The sequence below is a fragment of the Streptomyces sp. NPDC001373 genome, assembly GCF_042895815.1.
Taxonomy (GTDB): domain Bacteria; phylum Actinomycetota; class Actinomycetes; order Streptomycetales; family Streptomycetaceae; genus Streptomyces.
Window position 1 is genome coordinate 69548 of sequence record NZ_JBIAWQ010000009.1, and the last position, 23997, is coordinate 93544.

General features: G+C 71.0%; 19 protein-coding genes. 7 read left to right on the top strand and 12 right to left on the bottom strand.

The window, feature by feature from the left end; genetic code table 11:
- The first annotated feature begins 1 nt into the window (after window position 1).
- Window positions 2–904: a LysR family transcriptional regulator gene (locus ACFY15_RS21120; protein ID WP_390825926.1), complete on the top strand. Its 903-nt coding sequence runs from the start codon at window positions 2–4 to the stop codon at window positions 902–904.
- A gap of 38 nt (window positions 905–942) precedes the next feature.
- On the opposite strand, the gene ACFY15_RS21125 is transcribed toward ACFY15_RS21120, so the two are convergent.
- Both ACFY15_RS21125 and ACFY15_RS21130 read right to left on the bottom strand, forming a co-directional pair.
- The gene (locus ACFY15_RS21125; protein ID WP_390825927.1) at window positions 943–1257 is read right to left on the bottom strand and encodes a 4a-hydroxytetrahydrobiopterin dehydratase; all 315 of its coding nucleotides are present in this window, start codon (window positions 1255–1257) and stop codon (window positions 943–945) included.
- Between the two features lie 93 nt (window positions 1258–1350).
- Entirely contained in the window at window positions 1351–1935 is a 585-nt protein-coding gene (locus ACFY15_RS21130; RefSeq protein ID WP_390825928.1) for a hypothetical protein, read from the bottom strand.
- A gap of 245 nt (window positions 1936–2180) precedes the next feature.
- Here ACFY15_RS21130 and ACFY15_RS21135 point away from each other — a divergent pair, with 245 nt between their 5' ends.
- Window positions 2181–2435: a hypothetical protein gene (locus tag ACFY15_RS21135; protein WP_390825929.1), complete on the top strand. Its 255-nt coding sequence runs from the start codon at window positions 2181–2183 to the stop codon at window positions 2433–2435.
- A 229-nt stretch (window positions 2436–2664) separates the two neighbouring features.
- On the opposite strand, the gene pepN (ACFY15_RS21140) is transcribed toward ACFY15_RS21135, so the two are convergent.
- The 4 genes from pepN (ACFY15_RS21140) to ACFY15_RS21155 form a co-directional block, all read right to left on the bottom strand.
- Window positions 2665–5238, bottom strand: coding sequence for an aminopeptidase N (gene pepN, locus ACFY15_RS21140; RefSeq protein ID WP_390825930.1), 2574 nt, complete (start codon window positions 5236–5238; stop codon window positions 2665–2667).
- A gap of 150 nt (window positions 5239–5388) precedes the next feature.
- Complete coding sequence (locus ACFY15_RS21145; protein WP_390691049.1) at window positions 5389–6417, bottom strand: aspartate-semialdehyde dehydrogenase; 1029 nt, start codon at window positions 6415–6417, stop codon at window positions 5389–5391.
- Window positions 6418–6733: 316 nt separating this feature from the next.
- On the bottom strand, window positions 6734–10066 hold the full coding sequence (locus ACFY15_RS21150) for a S8 family serine peptidase (protein ID WP_390691050.1): 3333 nt from the start codon (window positions 10064–10066) through the stop codon (window positions 6734–6736).
- A gap of 273 nt (window positions 10067–10339) precedes the next feature.
- Window positions 10340–10909: a CGNR zinc finger domain-containing protein gene (locus ACFY15_RS21155; protein ID WP_390691051.1), complete on the bottom strand. Its 570-nt coding sequence runs from the start codon at window positions 10907–10909 to the stop codon at window positions 10340–10342.
- A gap of 122 nt (window positions 10910–11031) precedes the next feature.
- Here ACFY15_RS21155 and ACFY15_RS21160 point away from each other — a divergent pair, with 122 nt between their 5' ends.
- Together ACFY15_RS21160 and ACFY15_RS21165 are read left to right on the top strand one after the other, a co-directional pair.
- The gene (locus ACFY15_RS21160; protein ID WP_390691052.1) at window positions 11032–11490 is read left to right on the top strand and encodes a VOC family protein; all 459 of its coding nucleotides are present in this window, start codon (window positions 11032–11034) and stop codon (window positions 11488–11490) included.
- 23 nt (window positions 11491–11513) lie between these two features.
- Window positions 11514–12446 carry a pyridoxamine 5'-phosphate oxidase family protein gene (locus ACFY15_RS21165; protein ID WP_390691053.1) on the top strand — a complete coding sequence of 311 codons (933 nt, stop codon included), beginning with the start codon at window positions 11514–11516 and terminating at the stop codon, window positions 12444–12446.
- On the opposite strand, the gene ACFY15_RS21170 is transcribed toward ACFY15_RS21165, so the two are convergent.
- Together ACFY15_RS21170 and pepN (ACFY15_RS21175) are read right to left on the bottom strand one after the other, a co-directional pair.
- Window positions 12422–13384, bottom strand: a complete 963-nt coding sequence (locus ACFY15_RS21170) for a hypothetical protein (protein ID WP_390691054.1) — start codon at window positions 13382–13384, stop codon at window positions 12422–12424. The two genes, ACFY15_RS21165 and ACFY15_RS21170, sit on opposite strands and share 25 nt — an antisense overlap.
- 165 nt (window positions 13385–13549) lie before the next feature.
- Entirely contained in the window at window positions 13550–16096 is a 2547-nt protein-coding gene (gene pepN, locus ACFY15_RS21175; protein ID WP_390691055.1) for an aminopeptidase N, read from the bottom strand.
- Window positions 16097–16221: 125 nt separating this feature from the next.
- Here pepN (ACFY15_RS21175) and ACFY15_RS21180 point away from each other — a divergent pair, with 125 nt between their 5' ends.
- On the top strand, window positions 16222–16869 hold the full coding sequence (locus ACFY15_RS21180) for a DsbA family protein (RefSeq protein ID WP_390691056.1): 648 nt from the start codon (window positions 16222–16224) through the stop codon (window positions 16867–16869).
- A gap of 161 nt (window positions 16870–17030) precedes the next feature.
- Here ACFY15_RS21180 and ACFY15_RS21185 read toward each other — a convergent pair whose 3' ends face one another.
- The 3 genes from ACFY15_RS21185 to ACFY15_RS21195 form a co-directional block, all read right to left on the bottom strand.
- Window positions 17031–17687 (bottom strand): superoxide dismutase, encoded by a 657-nt coding sequence (locus tag ACFY15_RS21185; protein WP_042815220.1) that lies wholly within the window; start codon window positions 17685–17687, stop codon window positions 17031–17033.
- A gap of 172 nt (window positions 17688–17859) precedes the next feature.
- Window positions 17860–19260, bottom strand: a complete 1401-nt coding sequence (locus tag ACFY15_RS21190) for an amino acid permease (protein WP_390691057.1) — start codon at window positions 19258–19260, stop codon at window positions 17860–17862.
- A gap of 155 nt (window positions 19261–19415) precedes the next feature.
- Window positions 19416–20813 carry an amino acid permease gene (locus ACFY15_RS21195; protein ID WP_390691058.1) on the bottom strand — a complete coding sequence of 466 codons (1398 nt, stop codon included), beginning with the start codon at window positions 20811–20813 and terminating at the stop codon, window positions 19416–19418.
- Window positions 20814–21097: 284 nt separating this feature from the next.
- Between ACFY15_RS21195 and ACFY15_RS21200 the strand changes: the two genes are divergently transcribed.
- The gene (locus ACFY15_RS21200; protein ID WP_390825931.1) at window positions 21098–21682 is read left to right on the top strand and encodes a biotin transporter BioY; all 585 of its coding nucleotides are present in this window, start codon (window positions 21098–21100) and stop codon (window positions 21680–21682) included.
- 87 nt (window positions 21683–21769) lie between these two features.
- On the opposite strand, the gene ACFY15_RS21205 is transcribed toward ACFY15_RS21200, so the two are convergent.
- Window positions 21770–23230: an amino acid permease gene (locus ACFY15_RS21205; RefSeq protein WP_390691060.1), complete on the bottom strand. Its 1461-nt coding sequence runs from the start codon at window positions 23228–23230 to the stop codon at window positions 21770–21772.
- Window positions 23231–23449: 219 nt separating this feature from the next.
- Here ACFY15_RS21205 and ACFY15_RS21210 point away from each other — a divergent pair, with 219 nt between their 5' ends.
- The gene (locus tag ACFY15_RS21210; protein WP_390691061.1) at window positions 23450–23938 is read left to right on the top strand and encodes a ribose-5-phosphate isomerase; all 489 of its coding nucleotides are present in this window, start codon (window positions 23450–23452) and stop codon (window positions 23936–23938) included.
- Window positions 23939–23997: the final 59 nt, after the last annotated feature.

A 23997-nucleotide genomic window follows, 5' to 3' on the forward strand; every position in this document is an offset into this window, starting at 1 on the left:
CGTGACCGACTGGGACATCAAGAAGCTGCGGATCCTGCGGACCCTGGCCGACCGGGGCACCGTGACCGCCACGGCCGAGGCGCTGCACATGACGCCCTCGGCCGTTTCGCAGCAACTGACCAACCTGGCCCGCCTGTTGGGCGTTATCCTGCTGGAGGCCCAGGGCCGGGGCGTCCGCCTCACCGACGCGGCCCACCTCGTACTGCGGCACACCGAGGCCGTCTTCGCCCAGCTCGAACGAGCCGACGCCGAGCTGGCCGGCTACCTCGCGGGCGACGTCGGCGAGGTCCGCGTCGGCGCCTTCTCCACCGCCGTCCCGTCCCTGGTCGTCCCGGCCGTGGCCGCCCTGAAGCGCGACCACCCGGGCATCGAGGTCCACATCCGCGAAACCGAGGCGGCGGAGTCGTACGACCTGCTCTCCACCGGAGCCGTCGACCTGGCCCTCTCCCTGGCCGCCCACCCCCCGGGCACCGCCGACGCCCGCTTCACCCGGATCACCCTCCTCGAAGACCCCCTGGACGTGGCCCTCCCCCCGGACCACCCCCTGGCGGACGCCCCCGTCGTCCGCCTGGCCGACCTCGCGGGCGAGGGGTGGATCTACGGGGGCAGCGGCCCCTGGTCGGAGATCACCCGCAGCGCCTGCGAGGCGGCGGGCTTCCTCCCGCAGCAGGCGCACTCGGCGTCCGGCTGGACCGCGATCCTGGCGATGGTGGAGGCGGGCATGGGCGTGGCCCTCGTCCCCCGCATGGTCTCGGCCCGCGCGACGGGCGTCGCCCTGCGCGTCCTCCCCCACGACCACCCGACCCGCCACGTCGTAGCGGCCCTCCGCCGCGGCGCGGAAACCTCCCCCACCACCTCCCGCGTCCTGCAGGCCCTCCGGACCACCGCGTCCACCCGCCCCTGAGGCGACGCCGCCCGGCCGTAGGGTGCACGAACCTCAGGTCAGTCCAGCGGGATTGCCTGATGGGCGGCGACGATGGCATCAATACGGCGGGCGAGGTCGAAGTCGGCCGCGGTGAGCCGGTGTCCCGCGTCGTGCGTCGTGACGGAAGCCCGCAGGTGGTCGATGCGGAGGTCCAGGTCCGCGTGGTGCTGGACGCGCCGGGACCGGTCGGCGATGGTGACGATGGCTGCCACGGCGGCGTGGTAACGGATCTCGTAGGTGCGGGTGATCCGGTGGCCCTCGCGCTCCCAGCCGGGCAGATCGGCCAGGCCCGCGGCGAGCTCCTGCTCGGACAGCACTCTCGGTACGCCCATGTCAGCTCCCCTTGCCAACCGGCGCCAGGACCTCCGTGAGCTCCCGGCCTGCGGGTGCATCGTGCCATGGCCGCATGGCCCGTTCCAGTGTGATCAGTTCACGGAGCATGCGTGCGGAGCGGGTCTCAACCGCGCGCAGCGAAGGCGGCCCCGACCCGCAGGAGCCCCCCGGCGCACCTCGCCTCTCGCGGACCGGATCAGTTTGTCGATCAGCTGGTACTGCGCGCTCACGGTACCGATCAGGTCGTGAGGACCCAGGTACATGTCGGCCCGGTAGTGCCCTTCGAGCTGCTGCTCGAAATAGTCGATCAGTGCCGGGTCTACGTGTTGGGACGACATCGGCCCAGGAACGAGTGCGGCGGCGGTGACAGTGGCGAACCGTCTTCTGTTCACGTCTTCCCCTTGAGGGGCCTCGGGGCGGATCCATCCGGCAGGCGTTGTGAATCCCAGGTCCTCGGGCCACCGGCCGAGAGCGTCATGCAGCACGATGGCGGTCTCCTCCGGCGGCCAGCCCGGCCGCTCACCTTCCCAACGTCGCCACGTACGCGGTGACACATCGAAGTGCCGGTCCTGGAGAAGCCGCCGCCCGTGCTCGGACAGGCCCTTCGCGGCCTGATCCATGGTGCGCCAGCCGACGCGGAGTCTCGCCGCCCGCAGTGCGTCATTGCGTTGACTCATGGGCCCAGCTTGAGGCGTCATCGCGTCCATCCCCGGCCGTGGCCGCCACATGACCACCGATGGCCACGCGATGGCCTGTCTGCCCGTCCGCCTGCCAGCCCATCATCTCCGCACGAACATGAACAGCGCGGACGAACGCCCCGATTCGCAGGGCTGCTGCCATCCCAGTTCCGGACTGCTGGCCCGCGCGGCAGCTGGGTGGGCGAGGTTTCTGCGCAGCGCACCCGAGCAGACGGAGCCGGACGATGAGTGAGACGTACGCGTACGTCCCCCGCCGCCTCCTGCGGCGTCGCGTTCGCGATATTGCGTCCGGCGTCGAGGGCGTGCTGATGGCCGTGATCAACGAGAACGTCTCGGACACCGGCGTCGAGCGCTGGATGGAACTGGCCTACATCCGTAAGGCGTCCGGCCGCGAGTTCACCACCGCCGTCGCCAACGTCGAGCCCGCTTATGACCAGCCCCAGACGGGCCGCAGACGCCGGGACCCGGGCAGCGCGTAGCGATCTGGCGCGCTTGGAGGCTCCGCAGGGCGGTCTGATCGTCCTTTGGTGCAGGTATCAGCCCCGGGCGGCCGCCGGACGCTGGGAAATGAGGAGCGCGTAGCGATCTGGGGCGAACCGCGGCCCCGCCTTCCCCCGGCCCCGGCCAGCCGTCCAGGTCCCGCCCTGCGGGGCACCGCCCCCGGCCCCGCCCCCCCCCGCAGGGGGGAGGCGGGCCCAGGGGGAAGCGTCAGGCTCCCGCTGCCGCGTCTGCGGCCTGGGCCTTCAGGGCGCGCTCGACGCCCGACCGGGACTCCGACACCAGGCGGCGCAGGGCCGCGTTCGGCTCGGCCGAGGCCATCCAGGCGTCCGTCGCCGCAAGGGTCTCCTCGGACACCTGGAGCGCCGGGTACAGGCCCACCGCGATCTGCTGCGCGATCTCGTGGCTGCGGCTCTCCCAGATGCCCTTGACCACCGCGAAGTACTTCTCCGCGTACGGCGCGAGCAGCTCACGCTGGTCGGTCTGGACGAAGCCGCCGATCACGGCCTCCTGCACCGCGTTCGGCAGGTCGGCGGAGTCCACCACGGCGGCCCAGGCCTCGGCCTTGGCCTCCGCCGTCGGACGCGCGGCCCGAGCCGTCTCCGCGTGGCGCTCGCCGGCCGCCGTCGCGTCCCGCTCCAGCTCCGCCGTGATCTCGGCCTCGTCGGCGCGCCCCGTCGCGGCGAGCCGCTCCAGGAACGCCCAGCGCAGCTCGGTGTCCACGACCAGGCCCTCGACCGTCTCGGCACCGGACAGCAGCGCGCCCAGCAGGTCCAGCTGCTCCTCGGTGCGCGCCGTCGCCGCGAAGGCACGCGCCCACGCCAGCTGGTGGTCGCTGCCCGGCTCGGCCGCGCGCAGGTGCTCCAGCGTGGCCCCGGTCCAGGAGGCCAGGCCCTGCTCCCGCCACGCCGGGTCGGCGTACAGGTCGATGGCCAGCTTCACCTGGCGGTGCAGAGACTGCACCACGCCGATGTCGGACTCCTTGCCGATGCCGGACAGCACCAGCGCCAGGTAGTCGCGCGTGGCCAGTTCGCCGTCACGCGTCATGTCCCACGCCGACGCCCAGCACAGCGCCCGCGGCAGCGACTCGGTGAAGTCGCCCAGGTGCGCGGTGACGTTGGCCAGCGAGACCTCGTCCAGGCGGACCTTGGCGTACGAGAGGTCGTCGTCGTTGAGCAGGACCACCGCCGGACGGGCACGCCCGACCAGCTCCGGCACGGCCGTCAGCTCGCCGTCGATGTCCAGCTCGATCCGGTCCGTACGGACCAGCTTCCCGCCGTCCAGGTCGTATAGGCCGATGGCGATGCGGTGCGGCCGCAGTACGGGCTCGCCCTTGGCGCCCGCCGGCAGGGCCGGGGCCTCCTGCCGCACGGCGAAGGAGGAGACGACGCCGTCGGCGTCCGTCTCGACCTCCGGCCGCAGCACGTTGATGCCGGCCGTCTCCAGCCACGCCTTCGACCAGGCGGTCAGGTCGCGGCCAGAAGTCTCCTCCAGGGCGCCCAGCAGGTCCGACAGGCGCGTGTTGCCGAACGCGTGCGCCTTGAAGTACGCCTGCACGCCCTTGAAGAAGGCGTCCATGCCGACGTACGCGACGAGCTGCTTGAGCACCGAGGCACCCTTGGCGTACGTGATGCCGTCGAAGTTGACCAGGACGTCGTCCAGGTCGCGGATGTCGGCCATGATCGGGTGCGTGGACGGCAGCTGGTCCTGCCGGTACGCCCAGGTCTTCATGGAGTTCGCGAACGTGGTCCAGGCGTGCGGCCACTTCGAGCCCTCGGCGTAGGCCTGGCAGGCGATCGAGGTGTAGGTGGCGAACGACTCGTTCAGCCACAGGTCGTTCCACCACTCCATGGTGACCAGGTCGCCGAACCACATGTGCGCGAGCTCGTGCAGGATGGTCTCGGCGCGCACCTCGTACGCCGCGTCCGTCACCTTCGACCGGAAGACGTACTGGTCGCGGATGGTGACCGCGCCCGCGTTCTCCATCGCGCCCGCGTTGAACTCCGGCACGAAGAGCTGGTCGTACTTGGCGAACGGGTAGTCGTACGCGAACTTCTCCTGGAACCAGTCGAAGCCCTGCCGGGTCACGTCGAAGATCGCGTCCGCGTCGAGGAACTCGGCCAGCGAGGGGCGGCAGTAGATGCCGAGCGGGACGACCTGGCCGTCCTTGCCCTCGTAGGAGCTGTGCACCGCGTGGTACGGGCCCACGATCAGGGCGGTGATGTACGAGGAGATGCGCGGGGTCGGCTCGAAGGACCACACGCGGTCCTCGGGCTCCGGTGTCGGGGAGTTCGAGATGACCGTCCAGCCCTCGGGGGCCGTCACCGTGAACTGGAACGTCGCCTTCAGGTCGGGCTGCTCGAAGCTGGCGAAGACGCGCCGCGCGTCCGGCACCTCGAACTGGGTGTACAGGTACGCCTGCTGGTCGACCGGGTCGACGAAGCGGTGCAGGCCCTCGCCGGTGTTGGTGTAGGCGCAGTCCGCGACGACGCGGAGCTCGTTGGCCCCGGCGGCGAGGCCGTCCAGGGCGATCCGCGAGTCCTTGAAGACGGCGGCGGCGTCCAGGGCCGTGCCGTTCAGCACGACCTCGTGCACGGCCGGCGCGACCAGGTCGATGAAGGTCCCGGCCCCCGCCTCGGCCGACTGGAAGCGCACGGTGGTCGCGGACCGGAAGGTACCGCCCTCCTGCGCGCCGCTGAGATCGAGTTCGATCTCGTACGAGTCGACGGTGAGCAGCTTCGCCCGCTGCTGAGCCTCTTCACGGGTGAGATTCGTGCCAGGCACGCGTTCATCTCCTTTGATGGTGACGTTGCCCCGCCATCCTTCCATGCGGGCCGCTTCACCGGGCCGGAGTAATCCAGAGGCGAACACGGGCGGACAAGCGGAAGGGGCGGCGCCGCAATGGCACCGCCCCTTCCGGCCGCAGCGGCACGGTCAGCCGCGCAGCTCCTCGGCCACGAGCTCCGCGATCTGTACCGCGTTCAGCGCCGCGCCCTTGCGGAGGTTGTCGTTGGAGAGGAACAGCGCGAGGCCGTTGTCGACCGTCTCGTCCACCCGGATGCGGCCCACGTACGAGGCGTCCTTGCCGGCGGCCTGGAGGGGGGTCGGGATCTCGGACAGCTCGACGCCCGGGGCGTCCTTCAGCAGCTCGTAGGCGCGCTCGACGCCGATCGGGCGCTCGAAGCGGGCGTTGACCTGGAGGGAGTGGCCCGAGAAGACGGGGACGCGCACGCAGGTGCCGGAGACCTTGAGCCCGGGGATCTCCAGGATCTTGCGGGACTCGTTGCGGAGCTTCTGCTCCTCGTCGGTCTCGAAGCTGCCGTCGTCGACCAGGTTGCCCGCGAGCGGGACCACGTTGTACGCGATCGGGCGCTTGTAGACGGCCGGCTCGGGGAACTCCACCGCCTCGCCGTCGAAGGTCAGCTGGTCGGCGGCCTCGGAGACCGCGCAGGCCTGGCCCTTGAGCTCGGCCACGCCGGCCAGGCCGGAGCCGGAGACGGCCTGGTAGGTGGTGGCGACGAGCGCGGTCAGGCCGGCCTCCTCGTGGAGGGGGCGCAGGACGGGCATCGCGGCCATGGTGGTGCAGTTCGGGTTCGCGATGATGCCCTTGGGGCGGTTCTTGATCGCGTGCGGGTTCACCTCGGAGACCACGAGGGGGACCTCGGGGTGGCTGCGCCAGGCGGAGGAGTTGTCGATCACGACGGCGCCCTGGGAGGCGACCTTCTCGGCGAGGGCCCTGGAGGTCGCGCCGCCCGCGGAGAAGAGCACGATGTCCAGGCCGGAGTAGTCGGCCGTGGAAGCGTCCTCGATGGTGATCTCGCGGCCCTGCCACTCCAGGGTCGTGCCGGCGGAGCGGGCCGAGGCGAAGAGCCGCAGCTCGTCGACCGGGAACTTCCGCTCGGCGAGGATGCTGCGCATGACTCCGCCGACCTGTCCGGTGGCTCCGACGATTCCGACCCTCACGGTGACTCCTTCGATACGTGGACGCGGGCGCGCGTGAAGCCATCATGCGTTCGACCCCACGAGGCTTGTCCAATCCATTGTCCGAGGTGCGGACAGTGTCGGACCCGTGAACCCCGGTGGCGAGTCCGTGACGGCCGTGTTCCAGGGCGGCCGACGGTCCGTTTTGCCTGGTCGCGGGCGGTTGGTGTCCGTTCAGTCGTGATCGTTGTCCGAACGCGGCGCACCAGGAACCAGAACACCGGAAACCGGATCACATGCGGAAGGGGCGGGTGCTCGTCGAGCACCCGCCCCTTCGTCATGCCTTCAGCTCACGCCCTTACGGGGTGACCTTGTCGATCTGCACGCTGCCGGTGCCGGCGGCGGTGCCGCGGCCGTTGAGCAGCTGGACCTGGCCGAAGAACTGACGGCCCTCGGGGGCCGCGCTGGAGACCAGGACGTTCGCCGAGACCTGCGCGGAGGCGCCGTTGGCGAGGTTGACCGCGGCGGCCGCGTCGACCTGGACGGTGCCCAGGGCGGACGAGAAGTAGACGTCACGGTAGTCGTACGTGGTGGAGCCGGACGGGACCGCGTAGCCGATGACCTTGACGGTGTAGGTGCCGGCGGCGGGCTTGTCGATGCTCACGGACTCGTCGGAGTCGCCGTCGGCCGAGGAGGCGACCTTCACGCCGTCCTTGTAGACCTCGAGGTCGAGGTCGGCGCCGGCGTCGGAGGTGTGGTTGATGGCCACGTCCAGACGGGAGACGCCCTCACCGACGGTGACCTCGGTGGTCTTGGTCTCGCCGGCCGCGATGGTCGGCTTGTCGACCTTCGCGGAGCCGAGCGGGCCGCCCTGGAGCTTGCCGCCGGAGATGGCGGCGCCGGTGTTCTTCACGGTCCACTGGACCGGGGCCGGGGTGCCCTGCTTGACCTCGGGGAGGACCTTGACGGCCGGGTCGAAGCCCGCGCCGAGGACGGAGACGTCCAGCTTGAACGGGTTGTCCAGCAGCGGCGACGTGCGGCGCGACTCGACCTCGATCTCCCAGACGCCCGGCTGCGGGTTGTCGTACGAGCGCAGGTCGGGGCGGCACTTGTTGGCCGGGTTGTCGTAGTTCGGGTAGCACTGGGTGGTGGCGCTGTCCTCGACGCCCGTGCCGTACGGGTGGATCGAGATGAAGCGCGTCTGGCTGCCCGCGGCGAGACCGCCGAGCGCGACCTCGAGGGTCTTGGCGCCCTGCGGGACCGTCACGAAGTACGACTTGTGGCTGTTGCGCTGGACGGAGGAGGTGTCCGAGAGCGCGAAGGACGGCTGCGCCAGCGGGGTGGAGGCGACGACCGTGGCCAGGATCTGCTTGTCGATGCCCTCGGTGGTCGGGTCGTCGAGCTGCAGGATGCCGCTGTGGACGCCGGCCGACTTGACGTTGGCCTCGACCTTGATGGTGACGGGCTTGTTCAGCGGCAGGGTGACGTAGTCGTAGCCGCCACCGCCGACGACCTTGAAGGTGCCGTCGTTGTTGCGCCAGCTCAGGTTGTGGCGGGTGCCGTACTTCGGGCCGGTGGTGCGGGTGACGACGACGTCGTAGACCTTCTTCTGGCCGACCTTCAGGCCGCCCTCGCGGTCGTAGAGGCCGGTGCCGAAGCCCGGGGTCTTCAGGAACTGGTCGAGCGCGGTGTCGACGGGGGCCTTGACCGTGAACTCGTTGGCCTTGGCGCCGCGCTGGATGGACTCCCACGCCTTGTTGATGTCGATGAGGCCCGCGCCCTGGGCGTGCGCCGGGACGCCGTCGATCTTCTTCGCGGTGCTGGTCAGCGCCACGCGCAGGTTGGCCGGGGGCAGGGCGATCTTCGCCTGCTTGGCGGCCGAGATCAGCAGGGCGCTGGCGCCCGCCGCCTGCGGCGAGGACATCGAGGTGCCCTGGAGCATCGAGTAGCCGGCCGGCAGGGAGTAGCCCGCCTCCTTGACCGGGCTGCCGGGCAGCCAGGTCTGGGTGGTGTTGATGGCCGCGCCGGGGGCGGTGATGGTCGGCGTGAACCCGCCGTCCTCACGCGGACCGCGCGAGGAGAAGGGGAACATGTTGTACTTCTTGGTCACGCCGGAGCCGTAGTTGGCGGCCCAGGTCTCCTTGGAGACCGCGGCGCCCACCGAGATGACCTTGTCGGCGAGGCCGGGGTCGCCGATGGTGTTGACACCGGGGCCCTCGTTGCCCGCCGAGATGACGAGCTGGACGCCGTAGGTGTCGATGAGGTTCTTGTACAGCTCGGAACGGGCGTTGTTGCCGTCGTTCAGCGCCGGGAGACCGCCGATCGACATGTTGACGATGTCGACGCCGCGGTTGACGACGAGGTCGATCATGCCCTCGGTCAGCGCGATGTTGGTGCAGCCGCCGGACCAGGAGCAGGCGCGCGAGGAGACGATCTTCGCGCCGGGCGCCTCGCCGTTCATCTTGCCGCCGAAGAGGCTGTTGGCGGCGGTGATGCCGGCGACGTGCGTGCCGTGCTCGGACTCGATGATGCCGATGTTGACGAAGTCGGCCTTCTTGCCGACCCAGTCCCCGCCGAACGGGTCCATCGGGACGTCCTTGCGGATCTGGATCACGAAGGGGATCCGCTCGGCGACGTCGGTCGCCGGGTTGTCCGTGCCGAAGTAGCCGATCTGGTAGCCGTCCTTGTACGGCTTCATCGGCTCGTTGTTGGTGAAGTCGCCGTCCTGGTCGGTGTCCACGCGGACGGTGCCGGCCACCGGGTCGTACAGCATGCCGAACTTGTCGGTGGTGTCGCCGTCCCGGTTGACGTCGCCCTTCATGTCACCGGTGGCGGTGATCGACTCGCTGAAGCGGCTCCACTGGAAGGTGCCCTCGGGGGCCTTCCAGCTCTGGCCGCCCGCGGTGAAGCTGCCGCCGGTGGAGGTGACCGGGGTGACCTGGGGGCGCCAGGTGGCGTCGTTGTCCAGGATCGGGTCGGTCGCGGTGACCCAGTCGACGATCTTGCGCTCGCCGGTGGTGGTCTTCTGCAGCGCCGGGTGGGCGATGTCGACGCCGGAGTCCAGGATGCCGATGGTGACGCCGCGGCCGTCGGCCTGCGGGTTCTTCTGGACGAAGTCCACCGCACCGGTCTCGAAGGACGGGTTGTACGGGTTCTTCGCCGGGGTGTTCCTGTCCGGACCGGGGTAGGTCTCGGCGGCGGTCTTCTTGCCGGCGCCGTCCTTGCCCGAATCGGGGCGCGGGTCCGGCAGCTGGATCTCCTGCTTGAGGTCCATGCCGTGCACCGACTCCAGCTTGGCGGCCGCCTTCAGCGCCGCCTCCGCCTTGTCGGTCGGGAGGGTGGCGCGGACGTAGCCGAGCTTGTCGTACGTCTGGCCCACCGAAGCACCCTGGACGGCGTGCAGCTGGTCGGAGACCTGCTTGGTCTGGCCCGGCGCGGTCGCGACCATGACGGTGACGGTCGCGTCACCCTTGGCCTTGGCCTCCTGAAGCAGTTCGGCGTCCGCCGAACCGAGCTTCTGGTCGGCCGACTTGGCCGGAGCCGGGGCCGACGGGTTGTCGCCGGTCGCCGCGAAGACGGGTACGGCGCCGGTGGCGCAGAGCGCGGCCACCAGGCCCGCGGCCGCCGCGACGCGCGCCGCGCGCCGGGCGCCGGGTATGGCCCCGGTGGTGCTGGGGGATTCGAGGGTCATCAGCATCCCTGGCTAGAGATCGATACGGTCCGGATTTCGGTGCCGGATGACCGGTCAGCTTTGCGCAAGTGACAGCTGTTTGGGGAGGGTTGTCATTGACCGAGACCTGACATGGCGGACACTCGCCAGGGTGGAGTTTCCGCCATCGGGAACATGTCGGGGCAAGGCCGGGCGACTCGCGTCGGTCGGGTAGTGGATTTATCGACTTACAGGCCGTGGGACAGCGGCGTGCCGCGGCCGGTTCGTGCCCCGGGTGTGACAGATTCCGGGCGTTCAGCGCTCGCGCGTGCGCGCGTAGTGGCGCGAGGCCTTGGCGCGGTTTCCGCAGGCGGCCATCGAGCACCAGCGCCGGGTGCCGTTGCGCGAGGTGTCGTGGAAGTGCAGCACGCACGTCTCCGAGGCGCACTTGCGGATCCGGTCCGGCGCCGAGCCCAGCAGGCCGAGGTAGTCCCGGGCCGCGGTCCAGGCCGGTCCCCACGAGGGGTCGTCGAACTCGGCGCGCTCGCCGGGGCCTTCGGCGGTCAGGGTGGCCCGGATGCGGCCGTGCTCCAGTACGGCGTCGACCAGCTCGCGGGCGGAGGCGTCGGCCGGGTCCGCGACGGCGCGGGCCAGCGCCTCGCGCGCGGTGAGCAGGTGGACCAGGGTCGACTTGTCGGCGCGGAAGCGCCCGGCCAGGCCCGCGCTCTCCAGCCACAGGGCCAGTCCCTCCAGCCGGCTCAGCCCGAAGGCCCCGGCGAAGAGGTCGGCGAGTTCGCCCTCCCGCATCCAGCGCGTGTTCAGCAGGTCGAGGGAGACCGGCTCTCCGGTGAGCGGACGGGGGTCCGTCGTCGGTACTGCCGTCATGTCCGCCTCCTCGCGCCGCTAACCCCTCAAGGGTACGTGACCGGTTGACGCCCGGATCTCTAACCTCTAATCTCAATATAGAAGGTTAGAAAATCCGGAACGCCCCGGGAAGGGGAACTCTCATGACGACCGCTGTCAGCACGCTCCGCACGGGCCACGTGGGCCTCAACGTCACCGATCTGGACCGCTCGCTCGCCTTCTACCGCGACGCCCTGGGCTTCGGGCTCCTCGGCGAGGGCAAGGAGGACGGCCGCCGCTTCGCCTTCCTGGGCCACGACGGGGAGCTCGTCCTCACCCTCTGGCAGCAGGCGGACGACCGGTACGCCCCGCGGGCGGCCGGACTGCACCACCTGGCCTTCTCCGCCGGCGCCATCGAGGAGGTCCGGGCGTACGAGGACCGGCTGCGCGGCCTGGGCGTCGACTTCGCCTACGAGGGCGTCGTCGCCCACCGCGAGGGTGCCGCCTCCGGCGGGATCTTCTTCCACGACCCGGACGGCACCCGGCTGGAGATCTCCGTGCCGACCGGTGCCGAGGGTGCTCCCGCCCCGACCGCAGGTGCTCCGACCTGCGGATTCTTCTAGGCCCTCACAGAAGGGGAGCCGTCATGGACCGGTACCACCAGGGCTCGCTGGCCGTCCAGGAACGGATCGGCGTCCGCGAGCTCGCCGAGCACGTCGGCCGCTCCATCGGCCCGGGCATCCGGGACGTGGCGGCCGCCTTCCTCGCCCTCCAGCCCCACCTCGTCGTCGGCGCCGCCGACGGCGCGGGGCGGATGTGGGCCTCGCTGCTCACCGGCGCGCCCGGGTTCGCACGGGCCACCGGACCGGACCGGATCGCGGTCCGCGGCGGCCTGCCGGACGGGGACCCCCTCGCCGGCGCGCTGGCCGCCGACGGCACCCGGGTCGGCACGATCGCCCTCGACCCGCGCACCCGGCGCCGGATGCGGCTCAACGGAACCCTCGCCGTGACCCCCGGGGGCTTCGCGGTGGCCGCCGAGGAGGTCTTCTCCAACTGCCCGAAATACCTGCAGAAGCGGCAGCCGCTGACCCTGGCGGCCGAGGGGCCCGGGGTCGTACGGCGCTCCTCGGCGCTCACCCCGGACCAGGAGCGGGCCGTGCGCGCCGCCGACACCTTCTTCGTGGCCACCACCGCCGGCGCGGGCGGAGCCGACGCGAGCCACCGGGGCGGGATGCCGGGCTTCGTGGAGGTGCTCTCGCCCACCGGGCTGCGCTGGCCGGACTATCCGGGCAACGCGATGTTCCTGACCCTGGGCAACCTGGCCGTCGACGACCGGGCCGGACTGCTCTTCCCCGACTGGGAGGGCGGCGGGCTGCTCCAGCTGAGCGGGCGGGCCCGGACCGAGTTCGGGGCCGACGGGAGCCGTAGCGTCCGGTTCCGGGTGGAGTCGGTGGTGGAGAGCCTGCATCCGGGGCGGCTGCTGTGGAGCGCTCCGGAGTACTCCCCGGCGAACCCGGCCGTCCCGGCGGTTCCCGGTGGGGCGGCCGACCGGCCTCACCGGGGCAGGACGACGAGGTAGGCGGCGGCCTCGCGGTCGCAGGCCGCGGCCAGGGCGGTCCGGACGACCGCGGCCTGCTGCTCGGGCCAGTCCCGCAGCTTGCGCGGGGTCAGGTGGAGGACGGTCACCCCGAGCCGTTCCAGGGCGTCCCGCTTGCGGACGGTCTCGGCCCAGTCCTCGTCCTCGCCCTGGCGCGGGGCCCGGGTGTCGATCTCGACGGCCACGGCCTGCTCGGGCCAGTACGCGTCCACCCCGCCCAGGTGCGGGCCGCCGGGCAGCCGCAGGTCCACGTTCCAGACCGGCTCGGGGAGCTCGTGGCCCCGTACGAGCTGGTACAGCCGCTCCTCCGCGATGGTCCGGCCCTCGGCGAGCAGGCCCTCGACGGCCTCGACCACGTGCGGCCGGTTCAGCAGCCGGGCCACCGTCAGCTCCCTTACGACGGCAGCCGGTTCGCAGTGGCCGCCCCGGACGGCCTCGCCGAGGACGCGGCGCACCGCGTCGGCGTCTTCGAGCTGGGCGACGGCGTCGGCGACGGCCCGTGCCACCGGTGCCACGGGCACCCCGGTGACCTCCAGCGGGCGGGGCGGGGTGTGGGCGCGCACGATGCGCACGTCGCCGGTCGAGCGCAGTCGGCGGGTGTTCGGGACGAGGACGTCGATGTACGCGAGGGAGAGCAGGGCGGGGGTGGAGGCGAAGCGGTAGAGCGCGAGTGCGGCCAGCCCGGTGATCATGGCCTCGCCGTTGCCGCGCCGGCCCGCGTACAGGAGGGCGGCGTGGAGGCGCTCCTCGCTCGTCGCGGGCCCGGTGTGCAGCAGGAACACCCCGGGCAGCACCTGCTGCCACGGCCGGCCGGCGGCCTCGGAGGCCCTGACTCCGTGCTCGCGCAGCTGCGCGAGGGTCAGCACACGGGGGCGGCTGGCGGTGAGGTGGGCGAGGGGGAGGGGCGCGTTCTGGTTCATGACGCGGTGATTCCCTCAGGCCATGGCCTTGCTAACCCCTGTTACACACTCGTCGACAAATCCGGACAAGACGGGGCTAAAGTACGGACGTTCGACTGCCGATGGCGCTGCCGCTGCGCGGGTGCCGCTGCGCGGAGCAAGCCCCGCGCAGCGGCACCCGCAGGGCTACGCGTCGCGCGACTGGGCGCGCAGGGCGCGGGCCAGGTCGTCGCGGGACTCCAGCACCAGCCGGCGCAGCGCGGGGGCCGCGTCCGGACGGGCCTCCAGCCAGGCGTCCGTCGCGTCCAGAGTGGCCTGCGAGTCCTGGAGCACCGGGTACAGGCCCTTCACCACGTCGATGCCGATCTGGATCGAGCGCTCGGCCCAGATCCGCTCGATCACCTCGAAGTACCGCCCGGTGTACGGGGCGAGCAGCTCCCGCTGCGAGGGCTGCTGCATACCGTTGATGGTCGCCTCGACCAGCGCGTTCGACAGCGCGTCCGACTCGACCACCACCGCCCACGCCTGGTCCTTGACCGCCGCCGACGGCCGCGCGGCCAGGCAGCGCACCTGGTGCCGCTTGCCCGAGGCGGTGTCGTCACGGACCAGCTCGGCCGCCAGTACGGCCTGGTCGACCACGCCGTGCGCGGTCAGCGGGAGCAGGAAGTCCCAGCGCAGCTCCTGGTCCACCTCCAGTCCGTCGATCCGCGCCGATCCCTCCAGCAGCCCCAGCAGCAGCTGGAAGTCGCCCTCGCTGGCGGCGCTCGCCGCGAAGAACCGGGCCCAGGTCAGCTGGTGCTCGGAACCCGGTTCGGCCAGCCGCAGCTCGTGCAGCGCGCCCGCCGCCAGCTCCCGGCCGCCCTGCTCGCGCCAGTCGGGCGCCGCGTAGAGGGAGACCGCGGCCAGTGCCTGCGCGTGCAGCTGCTGGAGCACGCCGACGTCGCTCTCGCGGCCGGCGTGGGCCAGCACGAGCGACAGGAAGTCCCGGGCGGGCATCAGCGCGTCCCGCGTCAGGTTCCACAGCGCCGACCAGCACAGGGCGCGGGCCAGCGGGTCCGTGAGGTCGCCCAGGTGGCCGCGGAGGGTGGCCAGCGAGCCCTCGTCGAAGCGGATCTTGCAGTAGGTGAGGTCCTCGTCGTTGACCAGGACCAGGTCGGGCCGCTCCAGCCCGGTCAGCTCCGCGACCACCGTCCGGACGCCCGCCACGTCGGCCTCGGCCCGCGCGTAGCGCACCAGCGCCCCGTCGGCCTCCAGCCGGTACAGGCCGACCGCGACCCGGTGGGGGCGCAGTTCGTCGCCCTCCTGGACCACGGCCAGCTCGGTCAGCCGCCCGCCCGCGTCCGTGGTCACCACCGGCGTCAGCGCGTTGACGCCCGCCGTCTGGAGCCAGGCCCGCGACCACTCGGCCATGTCCCGCCCGGAGACCTCGCCGAGCACCGACAGCAGGTCGTCCAGGGTGGTGTTCCCGTACGCGTGCGCCTTGAAGTAGCGCCGCGCGCCCTCCAGGAAGGCCTCCCGGCCCACGTAGGCGACGAGCTGCTTGAGCACGGCCGCGCCCTTGGCGTAGGTGATCCCGTCGAAGTTCAGCTTGGCGTCCTCCAGGTCACGGATGTCGGCCGTGATCGGGTGGGTGGACGGCAGCTGGTCGGCCCGGTAGGCCCACGCCTTGCGGTTGTTGGCGAAGGTGACCCAGGCCTGGTCGAAGCGGGTGGCCTCGACCAGCCCGAAGGAGCCCATGAAGTCGGCGAAGGACTCCTTCAGCCACAGGTCGTCCCACCACTTCATGGTGACCAGGTCGCCGAACCACATGTGCGCCATCTCGTGCAGGATGACGTTCGCGCGCCGCTCGTAGGAGGCCTGCGTGACCTTCCCGCGGAAGATGTACTCCTCGCGGAAGGTCACCATGCCCGGGTTCTCCATGGCGCCGAGGTTGTACTCGGGCACGAAGGCCTGGTCGTACTTCCCGAAGGGGTACGGGTAGTCGAAGATCTCGTGGAAGAGGTCGAAGCCCTGCTTGGTGACGAGGAAGACGTCGTCCGCGTCGAAGTGCTTGGCCAGCCCCTTGCGGCACATCGCGCCCAGCGGGATCGTCAGGTCCCCGCGGGTGTAGGTGTCCGTGACGTAGTGGTACGGGCCCGCCACCACGCAGGTGATGTACGTGGAGATGGGGGCGGTCTCGGCGAAGCGCCACACCCCGCCCTCGCGGGACTCCTCCGCCCCGTTGCTCCACACGGTCCAGCCCTCGGGGGCCGTCACCTCGAAGCGGTAGGGGGCCTTCAGGTCGGGCTGCTCGAAGTTCGCGTACACCCGCCGGGCGTCCGCCGGCTCGTACTGGGTGTAGAGGTAGACCTCGCCGTCCTCCGGGTCGACGAAGCGGTGCATGCCCTCGCCGGTCCGGCTGTAGGCGCAGTTCGCGTCGACGACCAGGACGTTCTCGGCGGCCAGCCCGTCCAGGGCGATCCGCGATCCGTCGAACACGGAGGCCGGGTCCAGGGCGTGCCCGTTCAGGGTGACCGAGTTCACCGAGGGCGCGATCAGGTCCGCGAACGAGGAGGCGCCCGGCACCGCCGACCGGAAGCGCACGGTCGTCACCGAGCGGAAGGTCCGGGGACCCTCGGCCGGTTCGGCATCGTCCACCGCGGAGGTCAGGTCGAGGACCACCTCGTACCCGTCGACGGACAGCAGCTCGGCCCGCGCGCGGGCTTCGTCGCGGGACAGATTCTCACCGGGCACGTGGCACTCCTTCGTGCGTGATCGCTTCTTCGGCCGAATCCTCCCACGGGGGAATGCGTGCGGATCCGGCCCGGTTGGCCAGAAGGAGCATGACGGCAGACGCCCCGTGCGACGTGAGGAGAGACATGACCGACACCCAGGTGCGCGAGAAGAACCCGGTGGACTTCTGGTTCGACCCGCTCTGCCCCTGGGCGTGGATGACCTCCCGATGGATGCTCGAGGTCGAGAAGGTCCGCGACGTGGAGGTCCGCTGGCACGTGATGAGCCTGGCCGTGCTCAACGAGGACAAGCTGGACGAGCTCCCCGAGCGCTACCGTGAGCTCCTCGGGCCCAAGGGCTGGGCCCCGGTGCGCGTGGTGGTCGCCGCCCAGCAGAAGTTCGGCGACGAGGTCACCGGCAAGCTGTACACGGCGCTCGGCACCAGGATCCACAACGAGGACCGCGGCGCGACCCGGGAGGTCATCGCCGACGCCCTGGAGGCCGTCGGCCTGCCGGCCGAGCTGCTCGCCTACGCCGACTCCGACGAGTACGACCAGGTGCTGCGCGACTCCCACAACGACGGCATCGAGCGCGTCGGCCAGGAGGTCGGCACCCCGGTGATCTCCGTACCCGGCGCCGACGGCGAGGAGGTGGCCTTCTTCGGCCCCGTCGTCACCCCGGCCCCGCGCGGCGAGGCCGCCGCCCGCCTGTGGGACGGCACCCTGCTGGTCGCCTCCACCCCGGGCTTCTACGAGATCAAGCGCACCCGTACCAAGGGCCCCAGCTTCGAGTAGTCCGCGCGTCGGGATCCCTTCCCGGACCACAGAAGACCCCCGTGAGTCACTCCCCCAGCTACCGCTGGGAGGTGCCCCCACCCACGGGGGTCTTCCGCTGGAAACGCCCGTACGCGAAGGCTGAGAAGACGATCACGAGGCGGGCGGTCTACGGGTGCCGGTCAACCCTTGGCGGGGATCAGCAGCGGGGTGTTCGCCTTGGCGTCGGCGTAGCGGCGGGACACGTCCTGCCAGTTGACGACGTTCCACATGGCCTCGATGAAGTCCACCTTCTGGTTCTTGTACTGCAGGTAGAAGGCGTGCTCCCAGGCGTCGAAGACCAGGATGGGCGTGCTGGCCACGCCGACGTTGCCCTGGTGGTCGTAGACCTGCTCGACGACCAGGCGGCCGCTGACGGGCTCGTACGCCAGGACGCCCCAGCCCGAGCCCTGCGTCGCGGAGGAGGCGAAGGTCAGCTGCTTCTTGAACTTCTCGAAGGAGCCGAAGGACTCGGTGATCGCGTCGGCGAGGTCGCCCAGGCCGTCGGCCGCGGTCGGCACGCCGCCGCCCTCGCCGGTCTTCGGGCTGGCCATGTTGTGCCAGTAGATGCTGTGCAGGATGTGGCCGGAGAGATGGAACGCGAGGTTCTTCTCCAGCCCGTTGAGCGCGCCCCAGTTCTCCTTGTCGCGCGCCTCCTCCAGCTGCTCCAGCGTGGTGTTGGCGCCCGTGACGTATGCCGCGTGGTGCTTGTCGTGGTGCAGCTCGATGATCTGCGGGTTGATCACCGGTTCGAGCGCCGCGTAGTCGTAAGGAAGTTCAGGAAGCGTGTAGATGGCCATGCGTGTGTCCGGTCCCCTCAGCGCGCCAATCGCTTATTGCAATTAATGCGCAACTGCACGCTAGCAGTATCTGTTCCAGGTCACACGCAAGGGTCGCCCGGGTGCGAAGAGAGGCGGATCCCGTGTCGCACACGAGATCCGCCTCCGAGGGGGCCGGGGGGCTGTCGGGCCGTCAGCCCCGGCGCGCCGCCCGGCGCTGCATCACGTACCCGGTCGCCGCCAGGGCCACCGTCAGTCCGCCCGTGAAGAGCACCTGCGTCCGGGTGTCCTCGCCCGCGGCCATCAGCACCAGCACCCCGGCCACCCCGGCCAGCGCCAGCCACGTCAGGTACGGGAAGCCCCACATCCGCACGGTCAGCTTCCCGGGCGCCTCCCGCTCCAGCCGCCGGCGCAGCACGAACTGGGAGACCGCGATGAAGCCCCAGACGACGAGGATGACCCCGCCGACCATGTTCAGCAGCCAGGCGAACAGGGTGTCCGGGTACCAGTACGACAGCAGCACCGTGACGAAGCCGAACCCGCAGGAGGCGAGCACCGCCCGGCGCGGCACCCCGCCCGAGACCTTGCCCAGCCCCTTGGGGCCCTGGCCCCGGGAGACCAGCGAGTGGGCCATGCGGGAGGAGCCGTAGATGTTGGCGTTCATCGCGGACAGCAGGGCGATCAGGATGACCGCGTTCATGATCTGGCCGGCCGCCGGGATGCCCAGGTGGTCCAGGGCCGCGGCGTACGGGCCCCGCTCGGTGACGGCCGGGTCGTTCCAGGGCAGCAGGGTGACGATGACCAGCATCGAGCCGACGTAGACGATCGCGATCCGCCACATGGTGGTCTTCACGGCCTTGGCCACGCCCCGCACGGGGTCGTCGGACTCGGCGGCCGCGATGGTCACCGTCTCCAGTCCGCCGTACGCGACGACCGAGGCCAGCACGCCGACGAGCAGGCCGTCGACCCCGTTGGGCAGGAACCCGCCCGCGTGCGCCAGGTTGGCGGCGCCCGGGGCGGCGGTCCCGGGCAGCAGGCCGAGGACGGCGAGCACGCCCAGGCCCAGGAAGAGGGCGATGGCGCCGATCTTCAGGGCGGCGAACCAGAACTCGAACTCGCCGAAGTTGCGCACCGCGCCCAGGTTGCTGCCGCAGAACAGCGCCATGAAGACCAGCACCCACAGCCACGACGGGGTGCCCGGGAACCAGCCCGCCATGATGTGCGCCGCGCCGATGGCCTCGATGGCCACGCCCACGCACAGCAGGGTCCAGAACATCCAGCCCGCCGTGAACCCGGCCCAGGGGCCGATCGCCCGCTCGGCGTGCACCGAGAAGGAGCCCGACGCCGGATCGGCCGCCGACATCTCGCCGAGCATCCGCATCACGAACATCACCAGCAGGCCCGACACGGCGTACGCGAGCACGATCGAGGGGCCCGCGGCCGCGATACCGGCGCCCGAGCCGACGAAGAGACCGGCGCCGATGACCCCGCCGAGGGCGATCATCGAGAGGTGGCGCTGCTTGAGGCCGTTGCCGAGGGGGGATCCGGGCGCGGACGGCCGCAGTTCGGGAGGCGTGACGGTGCTCTGACTCATGGGCCCCAGTCTGCCGACCGTCCGCTTATCGGACGTTCGCTGTTCGCCATCCGGACACTCGGCTCACGCGCCGTGACCGCGCCCCCGCACAGAACGCAAACGGCCCGGGACGCAGGTCCCGGGCCGTCCGGCCTCCGTGCGGCGGTGACGGGGCCTCAGCCCCGGCGCGCCCGCACTTCCCGGTACCAGGCCACCAGCAGCACGACCGCCGCCGCACCGGAGGACCACAGCAACTGCGGCCGCGCCGAGTCGTCGAGCAGCATCAGCACCAGCACCGCCGCCATCCCCGCCAGCGCCGCCCACGTCAGGTACGGGAACGCCCACATCGGCAGCGTCAGCCGCTCCGGCATCTCCCGCTCCAGCCGCGGCCGCAGCCGCAGCTCCGAGACCGCGATCAGCGCCCACACGAACAGCAGCACCGCGCCGACCGCGTTGAGCATGTAGAGGAAGACCGTGTCCGGCCACAGCAGGTTCAGCACCACCGAGGCGAACCCGAAGACCACCGAGGCGAGCACCGCCCGCCGCGGTACCCCGCCGCCCGAGACCTTCAGCAGCGCCTTCGGCGCGTCGCCCCGCTCGGCCAGCGAGAACACCATGCGCGAGGACCCGTACAGGTTGGCGTTCAGCGCCGACAGCAGCGCCACGAACACCACGATGTTCATGATCTGTCCGGCCCCCGGGATCCCGATCGAGTCGAGGACGGCCACGTACGGGCTCTGGCCCGGCTGGATCGAGTCCCACGGCAGCAGGGTCACGATGACCAGCATCGAGCCGACGTAGAAGAAGAGGATGCGCCACACCGCGCTGCGCACCGCGCGGGACACCGACCGGGCGGGGTCGTCCGACTCGGCGGCCGCGATGGTGACGACCTCCAGGCCGCCGAAGGCGAAGACGACCGCGAGCATGCCGGCGACCACCCCGCCGATGCCCTTGGGGAAGAACCCGCCCTGACCGGTCAGGTTGGCCAGGCCCACCGGGTCCGTGTCGGGCAGCAGGCCGAAGACCGCCAGGGTGCCCAGGACCAGGAACAGCACGATCGCGCCGACCTTCAGCGCGGCGAACCAGAACTCGAACTCGCCGAAGTTCCGGACGGCGGCCAGGTTGGCGAGGGTGAAGACCACCATGAACAGCAGCACCCACACCCACTGGTCGACCGACGGCAGCCAGCCGTGGGCGATCTTCGCTGCGCCGGTCGCCTCCACGGCGAGCACCACGACCAGCAGGAACCAGTACAGCCAGCCCGCCGAGAAGCCCGCCCAGCGCCCCAGGGCCCTCTCCGCGTAGACCGAGAAGGAGCCGGAGGCGGGCATCGCCGCCGACATCTCGCCGAGCGCCCGCATGACCAGCATCGCGAGCGCGCCCGCGAGCAGGTACGAGCAGATGATCGCGGGGCCGGCGATGGCGATGCCGGCGCCGGAGCCGACGAAGAGCCCGGCGCCGATCACGCCGCCGAGGCCGAGCATGGTCAGGTGGCGCTGCTTGAGGCTGTGGCTCAGGGGTTCCGGGGGCAGGCCGCCCTCGGTGACGGACGGTTCGGGCAGATGGTCGCGCATGAGGAGGTGCTCGTACTCTCGGTCGGCCAAGCGGCGCTGGGGGCTGCGCAAGGGATTGGCGGGACCCTACAGTCTTGCTGGAGGGCACCCCTGGGAGCAAAAAGGATGTGTCGCCGGATGTTCCCCGTGACGGGGATCACTTCAAGTCGGGTGTAAGACATGGGCTTTGTGTGGTCCCCACCAAACCGGACAGTATGCCTTTGTCCCGGCCGGAGGTGGGGCGGCGCAGCGGGGCGCACTAGCGTCACGGTGTCCTGTCGATCACCACCCCGCGGAGCCCCCTCATGAGCACTGCTTCCGTCTCCTTCCGGCCCGGCGCCGTCCTCGCCGACCTGCTGCCCGCGAGCCGCGTCCGCGACGTCGCCCTCGTCGTCGGCGGAGCCGCGCTCACCGGTCTCGCCGCCCAGATCTCCGTACCCGTTCCCGGCTCGCCCGTGCCGGTCACCGGCCAGACCTTCGCCGCCCTGCTCGTGGGCACCGCCTTCGGCGCCCGCCGCGGTTTCCTCTCGCTCGGCCTGTACGCCGCCCTGGGCGCGGCCGGCCTGCCGTGGTTCGCGGGCGGCACCTCCGGCGCGGGCGGGGCTTCCTTCGGCTACGTCCTCGGCATGCTGCTGGCCGCCACCGTCGTCGGCGCCCTCGCGCGGCGCGGCGCCGACCGCTCGGTGCTGTTCACGGCGGGCACGATGGTGCTCGGCTCGGCCGTGATCTACGCGGTGGGCGTGCCGTACCTGATGGCCGCCACCGGGATGTCCCTCTCCGCGGCCGTCGCGGCGGGCATGACCCCGTTCCTGATCGGCGACGCCCTCAAGGCCGCGCTGGCCATGGGCGCGCTGCCGGCCGCCTGGAAGCTGGCCGGCCGTCGCGGCTGACCCCGAGGGGATTCCCCTGACGGAGCCTGCGCAGCAGCCCCGGACCGCGAGCGGGCGGTCCGGGGCTGCTGACGTGTGCGGGGCGGGTCAGGCGGCGTCGACCGCGGCGTCGGCCGCGGCCTCGACCGCGTTCTTGCGGCGCATGTTGCGCGCCACGCCGATCACGATCACGACGGCCGCGACGAGCAGGGAGTACAGCACCGTCTCGCGGTTGTCCTTGTCGTAGACCATGTAGCCGAGGACGAAGGTGATCATCGCGGCGGTCGCCCAGGTGAGGTACGGGAAGAGCCACATCTTGACGGTGACCTTCTCCGGGGCCTCACGCATCAGGATCCCGCGCATCCGCAGCTGGGTCAGGCAGATGACCAGCCACACGAAGAGGGCGATGGCACCGGAGGAGTTCAGCAGGAAGTTGAACACCGTGTCCGGGGAGGTGTAGTTGAAGTAGACGGCGATGAAGCCGAAGACCACCGAGCCCAGGATGGCGACCGTGGGGACGCCGTTCTTGCTGGTCTTGGCGAAGGCCTTGGGCGCGTCACCGCGCTCGCCCAGCGAGAACGCCATGCGGGAAGCGGTGTAGAGGCCCGAGTTCAGGCAGGACAGGACGGCCGTCAGGACGATCACGTTCATGATCTGGCCGGCGTGCGCGATGCCGATCGAGTCCAGGGCGGCGACGTAGGAGCCCTTCTTGACGATCGACTCGTCGTTCCACGGCAGCAGCGTCAGGACGATGAAGATCGAGCCCAGGTAGAAGACGCCGATGCGCCAGATCACCGAGTTGGTGGCCTTGGTGACCGCGCGGCGCGGGTCCTCGGACTCGCCGGCCGCCAGGGTGACGATCTCGCTGCCCATGAAGGAGAAGACGACCATCAGCACACCGGTGAGGACCGAGCCCCAGCCGTTCGGCATGAACCCGCCGGCGTCGGTGAGGTGGGCGAAGCCCGCGCCCGGGTTGTCCGAGCCCGGCAGCACGCCGAAGACGGCGAGCATGCCGATGACTACGAAGGCGCCGATGGCGACGACCTTGATGCCCGCGAACCAGAACTCGAACTCGCCGTAGGAGGCGACGGAGCCGAGGTTGGTGGCCGTCAGGACGACCATCACGATCAGGGCCCAGGCCCACTGCGGGACGGCCGGGACCCAGCCCTCGAGGATCTTCGCGCCGGCGGTCGCCTCGACGGCGAGCACGACGACCCAGAAGAACCAGTACAGCCAGCCGATGGAGAAGCCGGCCCAGCGGCCCAGCGCCCGGTCGGCGTAGGCGGAGAAGGAGCCCGAGTTCGGGCTGGCGGCGGCCATCTCGCCGAGCATCCGCATCACGAAGACGACCATGGCGCCGACGAGGAGGTACGAGATCAGGATGGCGGGGCCGGCCTTGGCGATACCGCCGCCGGAGCCGACGAACAGGCCGGCGCCGATGACGCCGCCGATGGCGATCATGGAGAGGTGGCGGTTCTTGAGACCGGCCTTGAGACCGTCGGAGGGCTGTGCGGAGCCGGGTTCGCCGGTCGGGCCGCCTGCCTTCTGCAGGGTCGTCGTCGTGCTCATGGACGAATCCTTAGGTTCTCGGGTGGAGAGTTCCGGCATTCAAACCCGATTTCCGGCCAGTACGGAAGACCTTCTTCCGATGGTTACCCAAGGCCCCCATCCCGGGATCAAGGTCCCGACCCCTCCCGTCTGCGTTCTTTGGGTTTACTTGAGGTTTAGAAGTGATTTATGCGACACCCCTCCGACCTCTCTCGAGGTCGCGCATGCCACACTCGACCCATGCGCGTGTATCTCGGATCCGACCATGCCGGCTTTGAGCTCAAGAACCACCTCGTGGACTGGCTCAAGAACAACGGCCACGAGCCCGTCGACTGCGGGCCCCACATCTACGACGCCGTGGACGACTACCCGCCGTTCTGCCTGCGTGCCGCGGAGAAGACCGCCGCGGACGCCGACAGCCTCGGCATCGTGATCGGCGGCTCCGGCAACGGCGAGCAGATCGCCGCCAACAAGGTCAAGGGCGTCCGCGCCATCCTCGCCTGGAGCGTGGAGACCGCGAAGCTCGGCCGCGAGCACAACAACGCCAACGTCATCTCCGTCGGCGGCCGCATGCACAGCCAGGACGAGGCCACCAGCTTCATCGAGGCCTTCCTGGCCACCCCGTACTCCGACGAGGAGCGCCACACCCGCCGCATCGACATGCTCTCGGCCTACGAGCAGACCGGCGAGCTCCCCCCGATCCCGGCCCACCACCCGCAGGACCAGTAAGGCCCCCCGTGCCGCCGGACGCCCGTCGTCCGGCGGCACGCGGTCCGCCGGACCCCGAG

Bases quoted from the DNA above. Each gene is read 5' to 3' on its own strand.
- ACFY15_RS21165 (WP_390691053.1), top strand. From the start codon at position 11,514: ATGGACCGGTACCACCAGGGCTCGCTGGCCGTCCAGGAACGGATCGGC.
- ACFY15_RS21210 (WP_390691061.1), top strand. From the start codon at position 23,450: ATGCGCGTGTATCTCGGATCCGACCATGCCGGCTTTGAGCTCAAGAAC.
- ACFY15_RS21200 (WP_390825931.1), top strand. From the start codon at position 21,098: ATGAGCACTGCTTCCGTCTCCTTCCGGCCCGGCGCCGTCCTCGCCGAC.
- ACFY15_RS21130 (WP_390825928.1), bottom strand. From the start codon at position 1,935: ATGAGTCAACGCAATGACGCACTGCGGGCGGCGAGACTCCGCGTCGGC.
- ACFY15_RS21180 (WP_390691056.1), top strand. From the start codon at position 16,222: ATGACCGACACCCAGGTGCGCGAGAAGAACCCGGTGGACTTCTGGTTC.
- ACFY15_RS21195 (WP_390691058.1), bottom strand. From the start codon at position 20,813: ATGCGCGACCATCTGCCCGAACCGTCCGTCACCGAGGGCGGCCTGCCC.
- ACFY15_RS21160 (WP_390691052.1), top strand. From the start codon at position 11,032: ATGACGACCGCTGTCAGCACGCTCCGCACGGGCCACGTGGGCCTCAAC.
- ACFY15_RS21150 (WP_390691050.1), bottom strand. From the start codon at position 10,066: ATGACCCTCGAATCCCCCAGCACCACCGGGGCCATACCCGGCGCCCGG.
- ACFY15_RS21125 (WP_390825927.1), bottom strand. From the start codon at position 1,257: ATGGGCGTACCGAGAGTGCTGTCCGAGCAGGAGCTCGCCGCGGGCCTG.
- ACFY15_RS21190 (WP_390691057.1), bottom strand. From the start codon at position 19,260: ATGAGTCAGAGCACCGTCACGCCTCCCGAACTGCGGCCGTCCGCGCCC.
- ACFY15_RS21185 (WP_042815220.1), bottom strand. From the start codon at position 17,687: ATGGCCATCTACACGCTTCCTGAACTTCCTTACGACTACGCGGCGCTC.
- ACFY15_RS21205 (WP_390691060.1), bottom strand. From the start codon at position 23,230: ATGAGCACGACGACGACCCTGCAGAAGGCAGGCGGCCCGACCGGCGAA.
- ACFY15_RS21135 (WP_390825929.1), top strand. From the start codon at position 2,181: ATGAGTGAGACGTACGCGTACGTCCCCCGCCGCCTCCTGCGGCGTCGC.
- ACFY15_RS21170 (WP_390691054.1), bottom strand. From the start codon at position 13,384: ATGAACCAGAACGCGCCCCTCCCCCTCGCCCACCTCACCGCCAGCCGC.
- ACFY15_RS21155 (WP_390691051.1), bottom strand. From the start codon at position 10,909: ATGACGGCAGTACCGACGACGGACCCCCGTCCGCTCACCGGAGAGCCG.